Origin of the sequence: Streptomyces bathyalis, from assembly GCF_015910445.1 — a bacterium.
Taxonomy (GTDB): Bacteria; Actinomycetota; Actinomycetes; order Streptomycetales; family Streptomycetaceae; genus Streptomyces; species Streptomyces bathyalis.
Genome location: NZ_CP048882.1, coordinates 1548963 through 1568261, shown reverse-complemented (window position 1 = coordinate 1568261; position 19299 = coordinate 1548963). Strand labels below are relative to the sequence as shown.

The window sequence follows — 19299 nt, the reverse complement described above, 5'->3', positions numbered from 1 at the left end:
GATGGCCGCCTCGACGACGCCCTCGGAACCGGCCGAGCACCGGCGGCAGACCCCGGGCCCTGCCTCCGCGCCGCCCAAGCCCACATGGGACCCGGGCGAGCCCTCGCGTCCGTACCCGTGGCTGCGTCCGACGATCCGGATACGGCTGACCCTGCTGTACGGCGGCATGTTCCTCATCGCGGGAATGGTGCTGCTCACGCTGATATACCTGCTCGCGGCCGAGGCCCTGCACGAGGGCAGCAAGCTCCCCTTCCGCATCCTCAACGCCAACGCGCAGCTCACCTCCGACAGCTGCCCCGGTTTGACGGGCACGCTGCCGAGCGAGCAGTTCATGGAGCGGCTCGGCGAGTGCACCGACGCGCAGCGCGCCGTCGCCCTGGACGAGCTGCTCCAGCGTTCCCTGATGGCTCTGCTCGGCCTCGCGGTGGCCGCCTTCGCCTTCGGTTACGTGATGGCGGGGCGGGTCCTCTCACCGCTGGGCCGCATCACCCGCACCGCCCGCCAGGTCGCCAGCTCCGACCTGCACAAGCGGATCGAGCTGGAGGGTCCCGACGACGAGCTGAAGGAGCTCTCTGACACCTTCGACGACATGCTGGACAGGCTCGACCGCGCCTTCACCGCACAGCAGCGCTTCGTCGCGAACGCCTCCCACGAGTTGCGCACCCCGCTCGCGATCAACCGCACGCTGCTGGAGGTCCAGCTCTCCGACCCCGAGGCCTCGCCGGAGCTCCAGCAGCTCGGCAAGACCTTGCTGGCCACCAACGAGCGCAGCGAACAGCTGGTGGAGGGCCTGCTGCTGCTGGCGCGCAGCGAGAACGAGATCGTCGACCGCAAGCCCGTCGATCTCTCCGAGGTCGCCGCGCACGCCGTCGAGCAGGTGCGCGCCGAGGCGGAGAGCAAGGGCGTGGAGGTGCGAGGCGTGCGCCAGCCCGTGTACGTGCAGGGCAACGGCGTACTCCTCGAACGCGTCGCCCTGAACCTCGTGCAGAACGCGGTCCGCTACAACCAGCAGGAGGGCGGCTGGGTCTCCGTCGCCACGGAGGCCCTGCCGGGGCACGGGATGCTGCTCGTGGAGAACACGGGCCCGGCCGTCCCGGCATACGAGGTCGACAACCTCTTCGAGCCCTTCAGGCGCCTGCGCAGCGACCGCACGGGCAGCGACAAGGGCGTGGGCCTCGGCCTGTCGATCGTGCGGTCCGTCGCGCGGGCGCACGGCGGCACGGTGACGGCGGAGCGGCGGGAGGAGGGCGGTCTTGCGCTGCGCGTCGTACTCCCTGTCTGAGACGTCGGCCGAGGGGTACTCCTGCCGGGCGGGCAGGCTTCCGGCCCTGTGCCGACCCGGGGCGGAGCCGGGAGGGTAACCCCGGAGGTTCGCTATTTGCGGAATTTTGTCCCGCGACGCGCACCGGCCGTATCTGTGATCGATCACACACACGATTCTCCTGGTCCCCACCCTGGGTGACCTCGTAAGGGAAGAATTACCGGAAAATCCAGGTTTCCGCAGGTGGGAATCGTGGGCAGTACCCGGGGTGCGTGCGCGCAGCGCGAGCAGGGGACCGTTTAGGGTCCTCCTCGGCAACTGACGCGATCACCTCTTCAGGGGCGCGGTTGGGTGTCGATTGAGTAACAGACCTTGATGTGAGGCAAAATCTCCGCCTCAGGTCGGGCACAACTCCGGCCTCTCACGCGTTACGTGCGCTGAGACACCATGAAACCCAGAGGGGGAGAGCGAAGTGGCTACGGATTACGACACTCCACGCAAGACCGATGACGACGTCAACGAAGACAGCATCGAAGAGCTGAAGGCCCGGCGTAACGACAAGTCGGCGTCCAACGTGGACGTGGACGAGTTCGAGCAGGCCGAGGGCCTGGAGCTGCCCGGCGCGGACCTCTCCAACGAGGAGCTGTCCGTACGGGTCCTGCCACGGCAGGCCGACGAGTTCACGTGCATGAGCTGCTTCCTCGTCCACCACCGGTCGCAGCTGGCTGCCGAGAAGAACGGCCAGCCGATCTGCCGCGACTGCGCGGCCTGAGTGGAGCGGGGCTGCCGTAGTGGCGGACGAAACGCGTGACGACGAGCGAGGAGCGCCTGACCAGCGAACCTCGCTCGTACCCGTTCCCGCGAAGTCCCGTCAGCGGTCCCGTCTCCCGTGGCCGCGCAAGGGGGCGGCGAGGCCGGAGATGACGCGGAGCAGCGCGGCAAGGTGCGGGCCTTTCTGGGGCTCGTCGCCGACCGTGTGATCGATATCGCGCCCCGTATCCCGGTGCGCGACCTGGAGACCCTGCGAAAGCAGTTCCCCGGCCTGGGGCCGGAGGAGATCGCGGACAAGCTGGTCGCCGGAGCCGTACGCGGTTCGGCGACCGTGGGCGCCGGAGTCGGCGCCGCGGCGATGCTGCCGGTTCCGCCGGCGATGCCCGCCGAGCTCGCCGCGGAGATCGTCGGAGTCGCCTCCGTCGAGCTGAAGCTCATCGCCGAGCTGCACGAGGTCTACGGACGCCGTCCGCCCGGCAACGTGAAGCAGCGGGCGGCCGCCTACCTCGGAGCGTGGACGTCCGAGCGTGGCATCGACGTCACCAGGCCCACCACGCTCAACGCCGCACTCGGCGGGCAGATGAAGCGTGAGCTGCGGCAGCAGCTGCTCAAGCGGACCGTCCGCAACCTGCCGAACCTGACGCCCTTCATGGTCGGCGCGGCCGTGGGCGCCGTCATGAACAGCCGGGACACGAAGAAGATCGCCGGAAAGATCCGCGACGACCTGCGTGCCGCCGGAAACGGCTGGGAGGCGCTTCCGCCCGGCGACGCCTACGAGGGCCACGACGGCCTCGGACCGGCGGGCAGGGCCGCACTGCCGCCGTCCTCACGCTGAGACTCTCCTCGCGGCAGCCGGCGTCCTCACACCGCACATCGCAGCGCTGGCGGACCGGCCCGGAATCCTCACTCAGCTGCGGTCCGCCGCGGACCGGCGGCGGCCGCAGCGAGCGCATCGGCCAGCCTCCGCGGCGTACGCGTCGAGAGATAGATGTACGGCGTCGGGTCCGCCGGATCCGTCACCTCCACACGCACCGCTGTCCTGATGTAGCTGCGCAGCAACATGTGAGCGCGCGGATCCGACTTGTGCGTGCGCCAGGCGAAGGCTTCCTCCTCGTCCAGCACGTGCGTGGTGCCCAGCGCCGACAGCGGTACGCGTGCGTCGCCCGCGACCAGCGAATCCGCGACGACGCGGATGCGCGCGGAGCCGTACGAACTGACCGCCACCGCGGCGAGGACGCCCGTCACGGCCAGCCCGCCGAGCATCGGCAGAACGCCCAGGGGAAGCATCACCAGCGCGCCCCCGACGCCCACCAGAGCGGCGATGAGCCACCAGGAGCGGGGAGCCGTGAGGCGTTCGTCGTAGGGGCGTTCCTGAGCAACCATGCGCCCAGCCTGTCACGCGCGGACAAGGCCCAGGACCGGGGTCCGCGTCCCTTCTTCGTCATCCGCAGTCAACTCGGCGGTAAGGTCTGCACACGTGAGTACAGCCCGACCGCGGAACACGCCCGAGACCTCGGGCAGGCACCATCCGCCGAAGACATCACTGACGCCGCCGCCCGGCGCCGGCGCAGCGGTGCGACACCCCGACGCACCGGCGCCCGGGGAGCTCCTCGGCTCCCACTACGGGCAGTGTTTCGGCTGCGGCGCCGACCAGGCGCACGGCCTGCACCTGGAGATCAGAGCGGGCGAAGGCGTCGACGTCACCGCCGAGTTCAGGGTGCGGCCCGTGCACCAGGGCGCTCCCGGTCTCGCGCACGGAGGCGTGCTGTCCACGGCCCTCGACGAGACGATGGGCTCCCTGTGCTGGCTCATGCACACGATCATGGTGACGGGGCGCCTTGAGACGGACTTCGTCCGCCCGGTCCCGGTCGACACCGTGCTTCATCTGAGCGCGACCGCGTCCGCGGTTCAGGGCCGGAAGGTCTTCACCAGGGCGACGGGCCGGATCGGCGGCCCCGACGGACCCGTCGCCGTGCGCGCCGAGGCCCTCTTCATCAAGGTGCAGGTGGAGCACTTCACCGACCACGGGCGCGACGAGGAGATCAAGGCCGCCATGGCCGACCCCGACCAGGTCCGGCGGGCCCGTGCATTCGAGGTGAACCCGTGAGCCGCCGGCCCGTCGACGTCATGCTGCAGCGCCTGGACCCGGGCGTTCCCGTGCCCGCCTACGCCCACCCCGGCGACGCGGGCTGCGACCTGGTGACCACGGAAGCGGCGGAGCTGGCGCCCGGCGAGCGCGCCGTGCTGCCCACGGGGATCTCCATCGCTCTGCCGGAGGGCTACGCGGCGTTCGTGCACCCCCGCTCGGGGCTCGCAGCTCGCTGCGGCATCTCCTTGGTCAATGCACCCGGAACGGTCGATGCCGGGTACCGTGGAGAGATCAAGGTGATCGTGGCCAATCTTGATCCGCGCGAGACCGTGCGGTTCGAGCGTCTCGACCGCATTGCCCAACTCGTCGTCCAGCAAGTGGAGCAAGTGCGTTTCCACGAGGTGGCGGAGTTGCCGGGCTCGGCGCGGGCCGCGGGGGGATTCGGCTCCACAGGCGGTCACAGCCAGACCGCCGCACATCAGAATGACTACGTTCCGGTCGGGGCCGACCGGCATTCCGACCTGAGAGGACAGTGACGTGTTCGGACGTCGTCGCAAGAAGAGCGAAGAGCCTGACGGCACCTCGGACGACTTCGGCTCGTACGAGCAGGACGCCGCTCCGGATGATTCCCGCTCCGTCGACGCGGACGCGACGCGTGTGAAGCTTCCGCCGGCGCCGCGTCCCGACGGTCCCTGGGACGTGACCGAGGTCACCGACCCCGGCAACGGCCGGGTCAACCTCGGCGGCATGTACGTGCCGGGCGTGGAGGGCATGGAGCTGCGTGTCGAGGTCGCGGGCGAGTCGATCGTCGCGGCCACGCTCGTCGTCCAGGACAGCGCTCTCCAGCTGCAGGCCTTCGCCGCACCCAAGCGCGAGGGCCTGTGGGAGGAGGTACGCGAGGAGATCGCGACCGGCATCACCAAGCAGGGCGGTGTGATCGACGAGGTCGAGGGCCCGCTGGGCTGGGAACTGCGCGCCCAGGTCCCGGTGCAGCTCCCCGACGGTACGAACGGGGTGCAGGTCGTGCGCTTCGTCGGCGTCGACGGCCCCCGCTGGTTCCTGCGCGGCGTGATCTCCGGCCAGGGCGCGGTGCAGCCGCAGATGGGCGGGCTGCTGGAGCAGGTCTTCCAGGACACGGTGATCGTGCGCGGCGAGTCCCCGATGGCGCCCCGCGACCCGATCGTCCTCAAGCTGCCGGAGGATGCCCAGATGGTGCCGGACGGCGTCCAGCAGGAGACCGTCGAAGAGGGCTCCCGCTTTGCGGGCGGCCTCGACAAGCTGCAGCGCGGCCCCGAGATCACCGAGGTGCGCTGACCCCGCGACCCGCCGCCCGTACGACGAGCCGCCGCGTGTGCCCGCCCGGAGCGGGCCGCCGGCGGCTCGTCGCGTGCCGGGCGGTCGTCCCGGCGCCGCTGCTGCGCTGGGCGCCCGCGCGCCGTTGCGCTTAGGGACAACGGCCGCCGTCGCAGGGGAGTCTCACCGGTACGCTGGCAGCATGAGTGGCGCCACCCGAGCAGACAAGGCAGAGGGCGGAGGCGGGCGGTTCAAGCGCTTCCTGGAGCGGCTGTCCTCGTCCGAGGAGGAACTGCACTCGCAGGAGCTGCAGCAGGAGGCCGACAGCACCGGTTGCACGCGCATCGCTGCCTGCGGTGACCGCCAGATCGTGCGGGTGACAGGTACGCTGCGCACCGTCACCCTGCGCCCCCGGGCGGGGGTGCCGACACTGGAGGCGGAGCTCTTCGACGGGTCCGCCGCTCTCGACGTGGTCTGGCTGGGCCGCCGTGCCATCGCGGGCATCGAACCCGGCCGCGGTCTCATCGCATGGGGGCGGATCTCGATGAACCACGGCCGACCGGTGATGTTCAACCCCAAGTACGAGTTGCGACCCCTCGGACAGGAGTAGTGGGTGACCCCCCTCGACAAGCCGACCGCTGACGGAACCGGAGCACGGACCGGTACAGGCCCGGAATCCGGAACCGGGGCCGACGGAGAGGCGGTTGCCTCGCGCGCCGTCACCGAAGCCGCGCTCTTCGAAGCCTTCGGCGGAGTCCGCGGGCTGGTGGAGACGACCCTTCCAGGACTGGTCTTCATCACGATCTACACGGTCAACAAGGACATCCACTTCGCGGCGCTGACCGCCCTCGCGATCTCGGCCGTCCTGGGCGTGACGCGGCTGATCCGCCGTGACACCGTCAAGCACGCCTTCAGCGGCATCTTCGGCGTCGCCATCGGCGTGATCTTCGCGATGATGACCGGCAACGCCAAGGACTTCTATCTGCCGGGCATGTTCTACACGCTGGGACTGGCGCTCGCGTACCTCGTCACCGCGGCCGCCGGCGTGCCCCTGCTGGGCCTCGTGCTGGGGCCGGTCTTCAAGGAGAACCTCTCCTGGCGCAAGAGGAACCCGGGCCGCAAAAAGGCCTACACGAAGGCCAGTTACGCGTGGGGCCTCATCCTGCTCGGCAAGTGCGCCATCCTCTTCCCGCTGTATCTGTGGGGCGACACCACGCGGTTCGGCTGGGTGACGGTGGCGCTGAAGATCCCGCCGTTCCTGCTGGCCGTCTATCTGACATGGATCTTCCTCGCCAAGGCGCCCGCCCCCATCAACGTCATCGCGGAGATGGAGGCGGAGGAGAAGGCCGAACAGGAGCGCGAGGAGCGGGAGAAGCGGGAGCAGGCCCAGCGCAGGACGCTCGACGCCATCGGCGAGGAGTTCGCCGACGAGGCATCACGCGCGCTGCTCGCCGACTCGGAACGCCTCCGTGACGACCCGCCGGCTTCCGGCGGCCACGCGCCCGGTCAGGGCGGACGGCACCGCCGCTGAGGAGCGCTCGCGGCGCCTCCGGTTTGCGGTGACCCAGGCCCTGTCCTCGGACAGGGCCTAACCGCCGCCGCGCACCGACAGCAGGTCCTCCAGCTGCTCCTCGCGCGCCGGGGCGGCCACGAACAGCAGCTCGTCGCCCACCTCCAGCGCGTCGTCGTCGTCCGGCACCAGCACGCGGTTGCCGCGGATGATGGTGACCAGAGCCGTGTCCTCGGGCCACGTCACGTCGCCCACGCGCGTGCCGGCCAGTGCCGCCTCAGGCGGCAGCGTCAGCTCGACGAGGTTCGCGTCGCCCTGCGAGAAGCGCAGCAGCCGCACCAGATCGCCGACGCTGACGGCCTCCTCGACGAGGGCCGACATCAGCCGCGGCGTCGACACGGCGACGTCGACGCCCCACGACTCGTTGAACAGCCATTCGTTCTTCGGGTTGTTGACGCGCGAGACGACCCTCGGAACGCCGTACTCCGTCTTGGCGAGCAGCGAGACCACCAGGTTGACCTTGTCGTCGCCGGTGGCCGCGATCACCACGTTGCAGCGCTCCAGCGCGGCCTCGTCGAGTGAGGTGATCTCGCAGGCGTCGGCCAGCAGCCACTCGGCCTGCGGCACGCGCTCCACCGAGATCGCCGTCGGAGCCTTGTCGATGAGCAGCACCTCGTGCCCGTTCTCCAGCAGCTCGCCCGCGATCGAGCGGCCCACTGCGCCGGCGCCCGCAATAGCTACCCTCATCGGCCGAGTCCCCTGTTCGCTGTGCGTACGCCGGTCACGAGCGGCCCTCCTCGGGGCCCGTCGTGAAGACGGCCTCCACCTCGTCGATCTGATCGCAGCGCATCATCACATGCACCAGATCGCCCTCCTGCAGAACCGTCTCCGAGGTCGGCAGCATCGCCTCGCCCACCCTGGTGAGGAAGGCGACCCGGACCCCTGCCTCCTCCTGGAGCCGGCTGACGCGGTGGCCGACCCAGTTCGAGGACGTGTGCACCTCCGCGAGCTGCACGCCGCCGCTGGGATCCCGCCACAGGGGCTCCGCCCCGGAGGGCAGCAGCCGGCGCAGCATCTGGTCGGCCGTCCAGCGCACCGTGGCCACCGTGGGGATGCCGAGACGCTGATAGACCTCGGCGCGCTTCGGGTCGTAGATGCGTGCTGCCACGTGCTCGATGCCGAACATCTCCCGTGCGACCCTGGCCGCGATGATGTTCGAGTTGTCACCGCTGCTGACCGCGGCGAACGCCCCGGCCTCCTCGATTCCGGCCTCGCGCAGGGTGTCCTGGTCGAAGCCGACTCCGGAGACCCTGCGCCCGCCGAAGCCCGAGCCCAGGCGGCGGAAAGCCGTCGGGTCCTGGTCCACGACCGCGACGGTGTGGCCCTGCTGCTCCAACGCCTGCGCGAGCTCAGCGCCAACCCGGCCGCAGCCCATGATCACAACATGCACGCCCGTCCCTCTCGTCACATACAGCGGGCCGTCTCAGGATCGCACGGCTGACCGCATACGATCCTCCCCGTGCCCAGGATGACCCATCTACCGAAGCGACTTCTGCTCGGGCGTGCGCTTCGAAGCGACCGGCTCGCGGAAACACTGCTGCCGAAGCGGATCGCGCTGCCCGTCTTTGCCTCCGACCCGCTCTCTTCGGTGGCCTATGCACCGGGTGAGGTTCTCCTCGTCCTGTCCATCGCGGGAATCTCCGCGTACCACTTCAGCCCCTGGATCGCCCTGGCCGTGGTGGTGCTGCTGTTCACGGTCGTCGCCTCGTACCGGCAGAACGTCCGCGCGTATCCCTCCGGAGGCGGCGACTACGAGGTCGCCACCACGAACCTGGGCCGCAGGGCCGGCCTGACCGTCGCCAGCGCCCTGCTCGTCGACTACGTGCTGACCGTCGCCGTGTCGATCTCCTCCGGGGTGGAGAACCTGGGCTCCGCGGTGCCGTTCATCGTCGAGAACAAGACCCTCGTCGCCGTCATCACCATCGTGCTGCTGACCCTGATGAACCTGCGCGGCGTACGGGAGTCGGGCAAGCTCTTCGCCATCCCCACCTACTGTTTCGTGGCGGGCGTCTTCGTGATGCTCGCCTGGGGCGTCATACGCGGGACCGTCCTGGGTGAGGAGATGCGCGCACCCACCGCCGACTTCGAGATCAGGACCGAACACACCGGCGGACTCGCGGGGTTCGCCCTCGCCTTCCTGCTCCTGCGTGCCTTCTCCTCCGGCTGTGCGGCCCTCACCGGGGTCGAGGCCATCAGCAACGGCGTACCGGCCTTCCGTAAGCCCAAGTCGCGCAACGCGGCCACCACCCTCGCGATGATGGGGCTCATCGCGGCCGTGATGTTCTGCGGCATCATCGTCCTGGCGCTCGCCACCGACGTGAAGATGGCCGAGAACCCGGCCAAGGACCTGCTCATCGACGGTAAGCCGGCCGGCTCCGGCTACGCCCAGAACCCGGTCATCTCACAGGTGGCTGCCGCGGTCTTCGGCGACGGCACCCTCCCCTTCATCTTCCTCGCCGCCGCGACGGCCCTGGTGCTCTTCCTCGCCGCCAACACCGCCTACAACGGCTTCCCGCTGCTCGGCTCGATCCTCGCCCAGGACCGTTACCTGCCACGGCAGTTGCACACCCGGGGCGACCGGCTCGCCTTCTCCAACGGCATCGTGCTGCTGGCGGGCGCCGCCGCCATACTCGTCGTGATCTACAACGCCGACTCGACCCGCCTCATCCAGCTCTACATCGTCGGCGTCTTCGTCTCCTTCACGCTCAGCCAGACCGGGATGGTCCGGCACTGGAACCGGCTGCTCTCCCAGGAGTCCGACCAGGCCGCGCGCCGCCGCATGCACCGCTCCCGCACCATCAATGCGTTCGGGGCCTTCTTCACCGGGCTCGTCCTCGTGGTGGTGCTCGTGACGAAGTTCTCGCACGGCGCCTGGGTCTCGCTGCTGGGCATGCTGCTCTTCTATGCCGTGATGACCGCGATCCGCCGCCACTACGACCTCGTGTCCGAGGAACTCGTCGCCGACGACCCGGACGAGAAGCGCGTACGCCCCTCCCGCGTGCACTCCATCGTGCTCGTCTCCAAGACCCACAAGCCGACGCTGCGCGCGCTCGCGTACGCGAAGCTGATGCGCTCGGACAGTCTCGAGGCCCTCACCATCAGCGTTGACGCGCAGGAGACGGCACAGCTGCGAAGGGAGTGGGAGGAGACCGGGATCGACGTACCGCTGAAGATCCTGGACTCGCCCTACCGCGAGATCACGCGGCCCGTCATCGACTACGTCAAGCGGCTGCGTACGGAGAACCCCCGGGACCTCGTGAGCGTCTACATCCCGGAGTACGTCGTGGGCCGCTGGTACGAGCAACTCCTGCACAACCAGAGCGCGTTGCGCCTGAAGGGCCGGCTGCTCTACACACCGGGCGTCATGGTGACGTCCGTGCCGTGGCAGCTGGAGTCCTCCGAACTGGCGCGCAAGCGCCTCAGGAAGCGCGCGGAGTGGAACGCGCCCGGTGCCGTGCGGCGCGGGCCGGCGGCGCGACCGGGAACGGGACGCGCGGGCAGGAACAAGAGCGGCGGGAAGCCGGGCGGGAACGGGAAGCCCGGCGGGAACGGGAAGTAGACTGCACGGTCGGCCCCGGGCCGGTCCGCGCCGGCGCTCGCACCGCCGTCGAGCGGTTCCGCGCGGGCTGCCCGACCGCACACGTCCCTGGCCCGAAGCCGCGATTTCCGTACCTCTGGAGTTCACCCGCCATGCCCGATGCCCCCGCAGACGCTCCCGCCCCCACGCTCGTCGGGGAGGAGTACGAGGTCGAGATCGGCCCCGTCGCACACGGCGGGCACTGCGTGGCCCGTACGGAGGCGGGGCGCGTGCTGTTCGTGAGGCACACGCTCCCCGGAGAGCGCGTCGTCGTACGCGTCACCGAGGGCCGGGAGGACTCCCGCTTCCTGCGCGCGGACGCCGTGCAGGTCCTGGAGGCCGCGAAGGACCGGATCCCGGCTCCCTGCCCGTTCTCCGGGCCGGGGCGCTGCGGCGGCTGCGACTGGCAGCACGTGAAGCCGGGGGCGCAGCGGCGGCTGAAGGGCGAGGTGCTGACCGAACAGCTGTGGCGTCTCGCCCAGTTGACCCCGGACGACGTCTCCTGGGACGGCACCGTCGAACCGGCGCCCGGGGACAAGGTGCCCGCAGGCGAGGTGCCGGGGTGGCGGACGCGCGTGCAGTTCGCGGTCGACGACGAGGGACACGTGGGGCTGCGGCGGCACCGGTCGCACGAGGTCGAGCCCGTCGACCACTGCCTGATCGCCTCGCCGGCCATCGAGGAACTGGGCATCGAGGGACGGGAGTGGCCGCAGATCGCGGGCATCGAGGCGACCGCCGCCACCGGTTCGCAGGACCGGCAGGTGGTGCTCACACCGAGGCCGGGCGGCCGTCTCCCCATCGTCGAACTGGACCGGCCCGTCTCGGTGTTGAGGGTGGGGGAGCGCGGCAGCGACAAGGGCAACCTGCACCGTGTGCACGGCCGCGACTTCGTGCGGGAGCGCGCCGACCACCGCACGTGGCGCATCGGCGCGGGCGGCTTCTGGCAGGTGCACCCGCAGGCGCCGGAGCTGCTGGTGGACGCGCTGATGCGCGGACTCACCCCGCGCAAGGGCGAGATGGCCCTCGATCTGTACTGCGGTGTCGGGCTCTTCGCGGGCGCGCTGGCGGACCGCATCGGTGAGAGCGGCGCCGTCCTCGGCATCGAGTCGTCCAAGCGCGCGGTGGAGGACGCACGGCACAACCTGGCGGACTTCCCGCGTGTCCGGATCGAGCAGGGCAAGGTCGAGTCCGTGCTGCCGCGCACGGGAATCACGGAGGCAGACCTGGTCGTGCTGGACCCGCCGCGCGCGGGCGCGGGCAAGCAGACCGTGCGCCACATCGCGGGCCTGGGGCCGCGTCGCATCGGCTACGTCGCATGTGATCCGGCGGCGCTGGCAAGGGACTTGGGCTACTTCAAGGACGCCGGCTACGTGCCGCGCTTCCTGCGCGCCTTCGACCTCTTCCCGATGACGCACCACCTGGAGTGCGTGGCGATCCTCGAGCCGGCCGCGAAGGCTTCCTGAACCGCTTTCCCGACCTGCCGTTCTTGGGGTCGTTCCGTTCCTGGGGTGTTCCGTCGGGCGGTCGTGACGGCCGGGTCAGGTTCCTGACCTGACGTGCATACGCTCACCCTGCGGGCCGAACAGCGCCAGCATCTCGGTGGGGTGGTCGCCCCGGTTGGCGATGACGTGCGGGGTGCGGGTGTCGAACTCGACCACCTCGCCCGGTCCGAGGTCGAGTTCGCGGCGGCCGAGGACGAGATACAACCGGCCGGAGAGCACGTAGATCCACTCGTAGCCCTCGTGGACCTTGGGTTCATACGGCCCCGGCGGATCGTGCGCCGGCACGATCACCTTGAACGCCTGCAGCCCGCCCGGCCGCCGGGTCAGCGGGATGAACGTGCGGCCGTGCCGCTTGATGGGCCTGGCCCGCACTCGCGGATCACCGGTTTCCGGCGCGTCGACCAGCTCGTCGAGCGGCACCTGATGGGCCCGGGCCAGCGGCAGGAGCAGTTCCAGGGTGGGCTTGCGCTGCCCGGACTCCAGCCGGGACAACGTGCTGACCGAGATGCCGGTGTTCTTCGCCAGTTCGGTCAGGGTCGCGCCCCGCTCCACACGCAGGGCGCGCAGCCGTGGGCCGACCCCCTCGAGAACGTCATCGAATTCCGCCATCCCCACAGTTTGCCAAACCGGCAAGGATATTTGCCAATCATGACGAGGGTCCGCACTCTTCAGGCATGGATATCAACGAGACGTACGACGTGGTCGTGGTCGGAGGCGGAGCCGCCGGACTGAGCGCCGCGCTGGTGCTGGGTCGGTCCCGGCGATCGGTGCTGGTGATCGACGCCGGCGAGCCCCGCAACGCCCCTGCCGGCCACGTGCACAACTACCTCGGCAGGGAGGGCACCGAGCCCGCCGAGCTGCTGGCCCTCGGACGGGAGGAGGTCGGGCGGTACGGCGTCGAGGTGCGCGCCGGCCGGGTCTCCTCCGCCGCCCGCACCGGTGGCCGCTTCGCTGTGGGACTCGGGGACGGCAGCTCGGTCTTCGCCCGCCGGCTGGTGCTGGCCAACGGTGTGGTCGACGTGCTGCCGCAGGTCCCGGGCCTGGAGGAGCGATTCGGCCGGGACGTGCTGCACTGCCCGTACTGTCACGGCTGGGAGGTCGCCGGCCTGCCGCTCGGTGTCGTGGCGAGTGGGGAGGAGTGCGTCGAGCGGGCGCTGCTGTTCCGCCAGTGGAGCGAGGACGTGGTGATCCTGCTCAACGGCCGGCCGGCTCCGCAGGGGGAGGACGCCGAGAGACTCGCCGCGCGCGGCATCCGCTGGGTTCCGGGCCGGATCAGGCGGGTGGTCGTCGAGGACGATGCCGTCAGCGGCGTCGAGCTGGATGGGGGCGAGATCGTGCACCGGGCGGCGCTGGTGGTCACCACCGTGCCGACCGCCGACACCACGCTGCTGGACGCTCTCGGCGGACCCGAGGCCCCCGGCGTGAAGGTGGTCGGCAACGCCGCTGCCCCGTACGCCGGCGTCATCGCCTCGGCCGCCGACGGCATGACGGCCGGGACGCTCATCAACCACGAACTTGTCGTCGAGGAGACCGCGGCCGCCGTCGCGGCGTACCGGAAGGAAGCCGCCTGATGAGTGGTCACGAGCACCAGCTCACGGATGAGGAAGCGGCAGCCATGTTCGAGCCGGAGAGCTGGGAGGAGCGGTATTCCAGCGAGGAGACGATCTGGAGCGGGAACCCCAACCCGCAGCTGGTCGCCGAGGTGTCCCGGCTGACCCCGGGCACCGCGCTCGACGTCGGCTGCGGCGAGGGCGGCGACGTGATCTGGCTGGCCCGGAAGGGCTGGAGGGTCACCGGCGCGGACTTCTCCGCCAACGGGCTGGCCCGCGCTGCCCGGCACGCCGACGAGGCCGGAGTCGCCGACCGTACCGACTGGTGGCAGGTCGACGCCCGCACCTTCGCCGCCGACGGCCGGTCCTACGACCTGGTCACCACCCACTTCCTGCACCCACCGGACGGCGGGATGGTCGAGGTCGCCGGCCGTCTGGCGGAGGCCGTCGCGCCGGGCGGGCACCTCCTGGTCGTGGGCCACGCGCCGTCCGAGATGTTCCCCCATCTCACGGCGAGCCACCGCAGGGCGATGTTCGTCGCCGAGGACCTGCTGCCCGGGCTGCCCGACGGCTTCGAAGCGCTCGTTGCCGAGCAGCGGCCACGGTCGATGGTCCGCGACGGCGTGACGGTCGATGTTCACGACTCGACGCTGTTGGCGCGCCGCACGGCGTAGTTGCGGGGTTCGTGCTGATGCGCACGACCTGGAGTGCGTGGCGGTCCTGGCGCCTGAGGGGGAGGAAGGCTGACCCGAGGGCCGCATACGGCGGCCGGGGCCGCACCGTATGTGATCCGGCGATCCGCAGGGCCGCGGTCCTCGTCCAGCAATCGGCGACCAGCGGTCGGCCGGGTGGCAGAGGAGCGCGGCCCTGCGTCGTGTGGGGGGTCGGCTGTCGGTCAGGGGATCGGGGGGACGGTCGGCCCCTCCTGCGCGAGCAGGTCGCGGGCGAACTGTTCCCACTGGGCGTACCGGTCGGGGAAGGCCGAGCGCTGGACGGCCTGGCAGACCTCGCCCGGGGGCATGCCCTCCCAGCCGTCGATCTGGATCAGGCCGGGGTTGGAGCCGAACGGGGCCACGCCGTAGAAGGACTTGGAAGACGTGGGGACGTCGGTGATCTGCTCCGGCGTTCCCCAGCCCGTGCTGGGACGCTGCTGGAAGATGCCCAGCGAGTCGTGGTCGACGGGCGTCGTGTAGTTGACGAACTTCGACTCCTGCATCGCCGTCATCAGGGCGATGACCTGGCCCTGTTCAGGGATGTTCGCGCCCTTGCCGACGCCGATCACCGTGCGGGCGTTGGCGAGTTCGTTGGGGCCGAGGTCCGCGGGGGAGGCGAAGACCTTGCGCAGCTCGCTGTCCGGTGCCTGCTGCAGTTCCTTCGCGGTCGCCTTGTTGACCGAACCCGTCTCCTTCAGCCCGTGCGTGGCCTGGAACCACTTGATGCCGTGGCCGGACTCCTTTGCCGACGCCTCGGCCGCTGAAGCCGACGGGGTGCCCTGAGCGACTGCCGGCAGGGCGATCATGCTGCCCGCGGCGACAAGGGCGGCTGCTGCGATTGCTGCTCGTTTTCTCTGCATGTCCGCGACCCTGACGTGTACACGCAAAACATGTCAAGGTGTCAGAAAACCGGTATTCACGACTCGTGACGTATGTATCGAAGTGATGCCGCACTGTGGCCGTGCGGTGCGCCCTGCCCCATCACGCCTCGTGCACGAGAGGCTGGCGAACCCCCAGCCAGGCACCCCCGTCCGACCAGGGCCGGTTTTCCCTGACGGGCCGTGGCCGGGCAGGACCGGTGCGCTCAGCGCTTGCCGGGAAGTGATCCACCGGCTGGGCGGTCCGGGGTGTCCGCGATGCATACTCCGCATACGCACAAGCAGCCCCTCGCGTATGACACGACTGGCTGTGATGCGCGCCACTTACGGTGTCGGCAGGGGGATTTGGCATCAGCCAGTGCTGAGGCTGCTGCGTGGAGGAAGTTCGGCCAGACGCAGGCCGGGTCAGTGAGAGGGATCGGTGTGAAAACGAACGGGCTCCTTCAGGGCCGCTCGTGCACCATCGAAGTCCGCGAGGCGGGCGGCGACTGAGGCCACCGCGAGTGGCATGGGAAGGGCAGCGGAGAACTTCAACCCATGGGCGGCCCGTTGATCGACGTTCGGGAGCACCGTGGGCGCTCCGTCGGCGGCTGCTTTGTGGCTCGCCTGCCAGACGTCGGGCGTCAGGTCGCTCCGTAGTCGTACGAAGCAGTCCGTTGGCCGCTGAACGGGATCGGCGATCGGCTGCAGTGTTGCCGCGAGTGTTGCGTTTGCCCGGAAGCCGGCCCAGGTCCACCAGCGCACATCGCTGCCTCGCCGCGTCACCAATGTCCTGGCGGGATGTACGCGGTCGGGGGCTTCTGTTGCCCGTCGAGCGCGGACTTGATAAGGCCGAGCGCCTGGTCGAAGCTGTCCAGCAGCCGCTCCGTGACCACGTAGTCCCACGGCGCATGTTCGGCCCGTCCGGGGTTGTCGCCTCGGGAGCCGGAGGACGAAGTCCGAGGTCGATATCGACATCCTCGATGTCGATGACCTCGAGGAGCAGGGGCGCCTTCTGGGCCTGGGCCATTACGGGGTCTCGTCTTCTTCTGGCGGCGGGTGCGCGCCGTCGCTGTGGGGGACGGACGGGCCCTCGTTGAGGTTCTGAGGAACTATCAGTACATTGTCCAGGCACCCGGTGGTTCTCAGCGCCGTTCGACCGCTAACTCATGGCGCGCGCTGTGGAGTTGAGGGCTTGTCACGGGGGTACTCGAGCCTGATGTCCGAGGGTGATCAGGCAAGCGAGAAGTGCCCCTGACCAGCAAGAACGAGGGTCGGCGAGTCCTTGTTCTTACCACCGTCGGAGGCACTTCCCAGATGGAGTAGAGGATCGGGTTCTACTCGCGCGTTCGCATCGAATGCGCGGGCCCGTCGGTCCTTCGTCGCGGGGGCACCCGTAGCATGCCGTTCATGAACGAATCGGAGAGCGGCCCACTCAGCCGCGAGCAGATGCAACAGCGTTGGCAGTCCGCGGACCCTCGGGAACGACGGGAGATGATGCGTCGTCTGCGGGCCTCTGAGAGGAGCACCCCGGAAGGTGCAGCTCGGGACCGGCGTCGCAAGGCGATCGTATACACGGCTGTCGGGCTCATCATCGCCTGTTCGTTCGTGTATCAACTCGTCGCGCGCTGACGGGAGGTCAGAACACTGCTCAGCCACTCACATACCGGCTGAGCGCCATAGCTGCAAGCAGCAGTGCAAGCCCGCCGCCCGAGAAGGCGACCTTCCTCCGGCGCCATCCAAGGAAGCCCAGCCAAGCGGCGACGGACACCAGCACGGTGATGAGTAGACCCCCGAGGGTGAAGCCGCTGGTGAGCAACGAGACGACCAGAATCGCCCAGTACGCGAGAGCAAACAGGCCACCGGCGATGAGTCCTGTTATGTAGAGGTAGCGGTAGGGGTCGTCTTCGCCGTCCATGCTGCGGGTTCCTTCCGTTCGAGGGGTGTGCATAGGATCTACCTTAGGCCGTGGGACGAAGTGTTCGGGGTGCCCAAGGATGTAGGGGGAGGCTATGGGATTCAAGGTAAACGCGGACGATCTGGAGTCGTACCGGCGGATGGTCGACCGGGCAGGGGCAGACGCGCTAGCAGGCAAGGCGTATCTCAACCAGCACGGGGAGATTTCTTCACCCTCGCAAGGGTTGTTCACTCGACCGTTCCAGTTCCATGATCCGCTCCAGAATAAGGTCGTGAACGTTCTTAGCCGCCTACACACGATCCTTGCGAGTTCGTCCCGCGAACTTGCCAAGTCGGCTGATTACTACCGAGAAACCGACAATCAAGAGGCCGCGAAGATGGATGGCCTCCAACCTCCCTCCAAGCGCTGAGGTGGCGCCGTGGCATTTACAGATGTTGCAGAGCCAACCAGTCACCTCAAGACACCGCAAGAACCTGCTGAGTTCCACAGCCCTTTGGAGCTGTTGAACAAAGCAAGCGATCTCATCAGTCCCACTTACTGGGTGACGGAGATCCTGGAGGCATCCACCGGATTCAACCCGATGGATAAGGCAAAGGAGTACTTCGCTGGGGATTGGGAGGCCTACGCGAAGTGCAGCGAAGTCTGGGGAAATCTCGGCAAACTGACTAGCGACATAGCCAAGAACATCGACGCGGGCAACGGTGAGCTTGACGCAACGTGGGATGGGAACGCTGCGGACGCCGCCTTCAACTATTTCAAGCGACTGGCCGACCGTTGTGACGAACTGCAGTCCGATCTAGACACGTTGAAAACTCAGTACTACGTCGTCTCGCACGGCGTGTGGTCTACGGCGGAGGCAGTCGGTGCAATCCTGGGGCAGATCGGTGACATGGCCGCCACTGCAGCCATCTCCGCTGCCGCTGGCACACTAACCTCCTGGACCGGTTGGGGTGCGGCTGTCGGCTACGGTCTCGCCGCCTACGAGATTCTCCGCATCATTGACTTGTGGGGTGACGCCACAAAACAGATCAACAGTACGCAGCTGCTTGTCAACGGTGCCATGGGGGCACTGGAGACGGTCGGCGGCGAACTTTCCGGCAAGTTGCATGACTTTCCGCTTCCAGGCACCGCTTACGACAACCCTGTGGTCTGACCGCTCCTTGGACCGAGGACTGATGCAATGTGAACCACCCCGACCGACAAACCGACGCTGAAGTCGGCGATGCCGAATTCTTGACTGACACACGGGACCGTGTTCAAGCCCGGGCCCTCCGCAAGCAGTTGCAGCAGCTGGCGGGCGGCGAAGCCGGCCGTGCACTGCAGGAAATGGCGAAAGAAGTGCTAGCCGGGCGTGTAGGGCTGCGCGAAGCATTGCGCGTACCCGCCTATGCCGAAGCTCTCGGGGAGCGTGTGAACACTTTCCGGAAGGACTGGGAGCGGATGAGCCCCGAGGAACAGAAGGCCCAGCGGGAAGAGGCTCAGCGCTTTCTCGACGCTCAGCGCGATGAGATCGAACGCGAGCAGGACGAGCAACAGAAGCCAGCCGGCGGATCTCCGAAGCACAGCAGCCGTGGCTGGCAGCTCTAACTAAGACGGTGTCGTCGTGGTGAGGCGGACGGGGGCGCTTGTAGCAGCAGAGGGCGGCTGCGAGGCCGAGGAAGGCAAGTAGTTGTGTGGAGCCGCTATTGCGGGGCTGAGCGTTCAGTAATCGGACAGCCAGGGGGAGATGGTCTGTTCGATCACCCAACGGCCTCGTCCCAATGCGCTCGCTGGACTCGATGTCTTACAGCCGCTCCGAACCTCAATAGGCTTGCCGCGTAACCATTTTCGCAGGGGCGGGACGCCATGAGCTTTGTCTGCGTGCGCAGGAGCTGGGGCTAGCATTAGCGTCCGCAGCGCGGGTCGTGACTCGTGGGAAGGCGGTGCTCGTCACGCGAGATGCGCTTGGTCCATCCCCGGTCAGGCTGGTGTCGCAAGACGTCCCTGCTGATCCGCAGGCGTGGCGCCAACGTGAGACATGCCTGCCCTTCCACCGATGGATCCGCTTACCTCCAGATCGCCATCGGCACGAGTGACGTGGACCGTTGGCCAGGTCTTCTTCCCGTCCTCGGCGGATTCTTTGCAGGGTCTCATTTACCCCGTGCGTATCCACATCGTCTGCATCCAGAAGCTCGAACGCTGTGATTTATGGATGTGCC

General features: G+C 68.8%; 21 protein-coding genes. 15 read left to right on the top strand and 6 right to left on the bottom strand.

Annotated features, from left to right (window positions below; genetic code table 11):
• Position 1: 1 nt before the first annotated feature.
• The 3 genes from G4Z16_RS06790 to G4Z16_RS06780 all read left to right on the top strand — a co-directional run bounded on the left by G4Z16_RS06790 (position 2) and on the right by G4Z16_RS06780 (position 2867).
• Positions 2-1282 (top strand): sensor histidine kinase, encoded by a 1281-nt coding sequence (locus G4Z16_RS06790; RefSeq protein ID WP_197349767.1) that lies wholly within the window; start codon positions 2-4, stop codon positions 1280-1282.
• Between the two features lie 451 nt (positions 1283-1733).
• Positions 1734-2033, top strand: a complete 300-nt coding sequence (locus tag G4Z16_RS06785; RefSeq protein WP_016470291.1) for a DUF4193 domain-containing protein — start codon at positions 1734-1736, stop codon at positions 2031-2033.
• A 117-nt stretch (positions 2034-2150) separates the two neighbouring features.
• Positions 2151-2867 (top strand): hypothetical protein, encoded by a 717-nt coding sequence (locus tag G4Z16_RS06780; protein ID WP_246530714.1) that lies wholly within the window; start codon positions 2151-2153, stop codon positions 2865-2867.
• 68 nt (positions 2868-2935) lie between these two features.
• On the opposite strand, the gene G4Z16_RS06775 is transcribed toward G4Z16_RS06780, so the two are convergent.
• Positions 2936-3415, bottom strand: a complete 480-nt coding sequence (locus G4Z16_RS06775) for a DUF3093 domain-containing protein (RefSeq protein ID WP_197349766.1) — start codon at positions 3413-3415, stop codon at positions 2936-2938.
• Positions 3416-3575: 160 nt separating this feature from the next.
• On the opposite strand from G4Z16_RS06775, the gene G4Z16_RS06770 reads away from it, so the two are divergent.
• The 5 genes from G4Z16_RS06770 to G4Z16_RS06750 all read left to right on the top strand — a co-directional run bounded on the left by G4Z16_RS06770 (position 3576) and on the right by G4Z16_RS06750 (position 6945).
• A complete protein-coding gene (locus tag G4Z16_RS06770) occupies positions 3576-4139 on the top strand; it encodes a PaaI family thioesterase (protein WP_246531231.1) in 564 nt (187 codons plus the stop codon).
• Positions 4136-4657, top strand: coding sequence for a dUTP diphosphatase (dut, locus tag G4Z16_RS06765; protein WP_197349763.1), 522 nt, complete (start codon positions 4136-4138; stop codon positions 4655-4657). Before G4Z16_RS06770 ends, dut begins: the two co-directional genes overlap by 4 nt.
• A gap of 1 nt (position 4658) precedes the next feature.
• Positions 4659-5435 carry a DUF3710 domain-containing protein gene (locus G4Z16_RS06760; protein WP_197349761.1) on the top strand — a complete coding sequence of 259 codons (777 nt, stop codon included), beginning with the start codon at positions 4659-4661 and terminating at the stop codon, positions 5433-5435.
• A 181-nt stretch (positions 5436-5616) separates the two neighbouring features.
• The gene (locus G4Z16_RS06755) at positions 5617-6024 is read left to right on the top strand and encodes an OB-fold nucleic acid binding domain-containing protein (protein ID WP_197349759.1); all 408 of its coding nucleotides are present in this window, start codon (positions 5617-5619) and stop codon (positions 6022-6024) included.
• A 3-nt stretch (positions 6025-6027) separates the two neighbouring features.
• On the top strand, positions 6028-6945 hold the full coding sequence (locus tag G4Z16_RS06750) for a DUF3159 domain-containing protein (protein WP_197349758.1): 918 nt from the start codon (positions 6028-6030) through the stop codon (positions 6943-6945).
• Between the two features lie 57 nt (positions 6946-7002).
• Here the strand turns inward: G4Z16_RS06750 and G4Z16_RS06745 are convergent, their stop codons facing one another.
• Both G4Z16_RS06745 and G4Z16_RS06740 read right to left on the bottom strand, forming a co-directional pair.
• Positions 7003-7671 carry a potassium channel family protein gene (locus tag G4Z16_RS06745; RefSeq protein ID WP_197349756.1) on the bottom strand — a complete coding sequence of 223 codons (669 nt, stop codon included), beginning with the start codon at positions 7669-7671 and terminating at the stop codon, positions 7003-7005.
• A gap of 34 nt (positions 7672-7705) precedes the next feature.
• Positions 7706-8374: a potassium channel family protein gene (locus tag G4Z16_RS06740; RefSeq protein WP_028437386.1), complete on the bottom strand. Its 669-nt coding sequence runs from the start codon at positions 8372-8374 to the stop codon at positions 7706-7708.
• Between the two features lie 78 nt (positions 8375-8452).
• Here G4Z16_RS06740 and G4Z16_RS06735 point away from each other — a divergent pair, with 78 nt between their 5' ends.
• Positions 8453-10543, top strand: coding sequence for an APC family permease (locus tag G4Z16_RS06735; protein ID WP_197354214.1), 2091 nt, complete (start codon positions 8453-8455; stop codon positions 10541-10543).
• 131 nt (positions 10544-10674) lie between these two features.
• A complete protein-coding gene (locus tag G4Z16_RS06730; RefSeq protein WP_197349754.1) occupies positions 10675-12024 on the top strand; it encodes a class I SAM-dependent RNA methyltransferase in 1350 nt (449 codons plus the stop codon).
• A gap of 75 nt (positions 12025-12099) precedes the next feature.
• Here the strand turns inward: G4Z16_RS06730 and G4Z16_RS06725 are convergent, their stop codons facing one another.
• On the bottom strand, positions 12100-12672 hold the full coding sequence (locus G4Z16_RS06725) for a helix-turn-helix domain-containing protein (protein ID WP_197349752.1): 573 nt from the start codon (positions 12670-12672) through the stop codon (positions 12100-12102).
• Between the two features lie 65 nt (positions 12673-12737).
• Between G4Z16_RS06725 and G4Z16_RS06720 the strand changes: the two genes are divergently transcribed.
• Positions 12738-13634 carry an NAD(P)/FAD-dependent oxidoreductase gene (locus G4Z16_RS06720; RefSeq protein ID WP_197349751.1) on the top strand — a complete coding sequence of 299 codons (897 nt, stop codon included), beginning with the start codon at positions 12738-12740 and terminating at the stop codon, positions 13632-13634.
• Complete coding sequence (locus G4Z16_RS06715; RefSeq protein WP_197349749.1) at positions 13634-14287, top strand: class I SAM-dependent methyltransferase; 654 nt, start codon at positions 13634-13636, stop codon at positions 14285-14287. The genes G4Z16_RS06720 and G4Z16_RS06715 overlap by 1 nt, the downstream gene beginning before the upstream one ends.
• 221 nt (positions 14288-14508) lie before the next feature.
• Here G4Z16_RS06715 and G4Z16_RS06710 read toward each other — a convergent pair whose 3' ends face one another.
• The gene (locus G4Z16_RS06710; protein WP_197349747.1) at positions 14509-15186 is read right to left on the bottom strand and encodes a peptidoglycan-binding protein; all 678 of its coding nucleotides are present in this window, start codon (positions 15184-15186) and stop codon (positions 14509-14511) included.
• Positions 15187-16834: 1648 nt separating this feature from the next.
• Positions 16835-17101 carry a hypothetical protein gene (locus G4Z16_RS06705; protein ID WP_197349745.1) on the bottom strand — a complete coding sequence of 89 codons (267 nt, stop codon included), beginning with the start codon at positions 17099-17101 and terminating at the stop codon, positions 16835-16837.
• A 94-nt stretch (positions 17102-17195) separates the two neighbouring features.
• Between G4Z16_RS06705 and G4Z16_RS06700 the strand changes: the two genes are divergently transcribed.
• Genes G4Z16_RS06700 through G4Z16_RS06690 form a run of 3 tightly spaced genes read left to right on the top strand, consistent with a single transcriptional unit; the run spans position 17196 to position 18688 of the window.
• Positions 17196-17510 (top strand): hypothetical protein, encoded by a 315-nt coding sequence (locus G4Z16_RS06700; RefSeq protein ID WP_197349743.1) that lies wholly within the window; start codon positions 17196-17198, stop codon positions 17508-17510.
• Between the two features lie 9 nt (positions 17511-17519).
• The gene (locus G4Z16_RS06695; protein WP_197349741.1) at positions 17520-18254 is read left to right on the top strand and encodes a hypothetical protein; all 735 of its coding nucleotides are present in this window, start codon (positions 17520-17522) and stop codon (positions 18252-18254) included.
• A 29-nt stretch (positions 18255-18283) separates the two neighbouring features.
• Positions 18284-18688 carry a hypothetical protein gene (locus G4Z16_RS06690; RefSeq protein ID WP_197349740.1) on the top strand — a complete coding sequence of 135 codons (405 nt, stop codon included), beginning with the start codon at positions 18284-18286 and terminating at the stop codon, positions 18686-18688.
• The last annotated feature ends 611 nt before the right edge of the window (positions 18689-19299 follow it).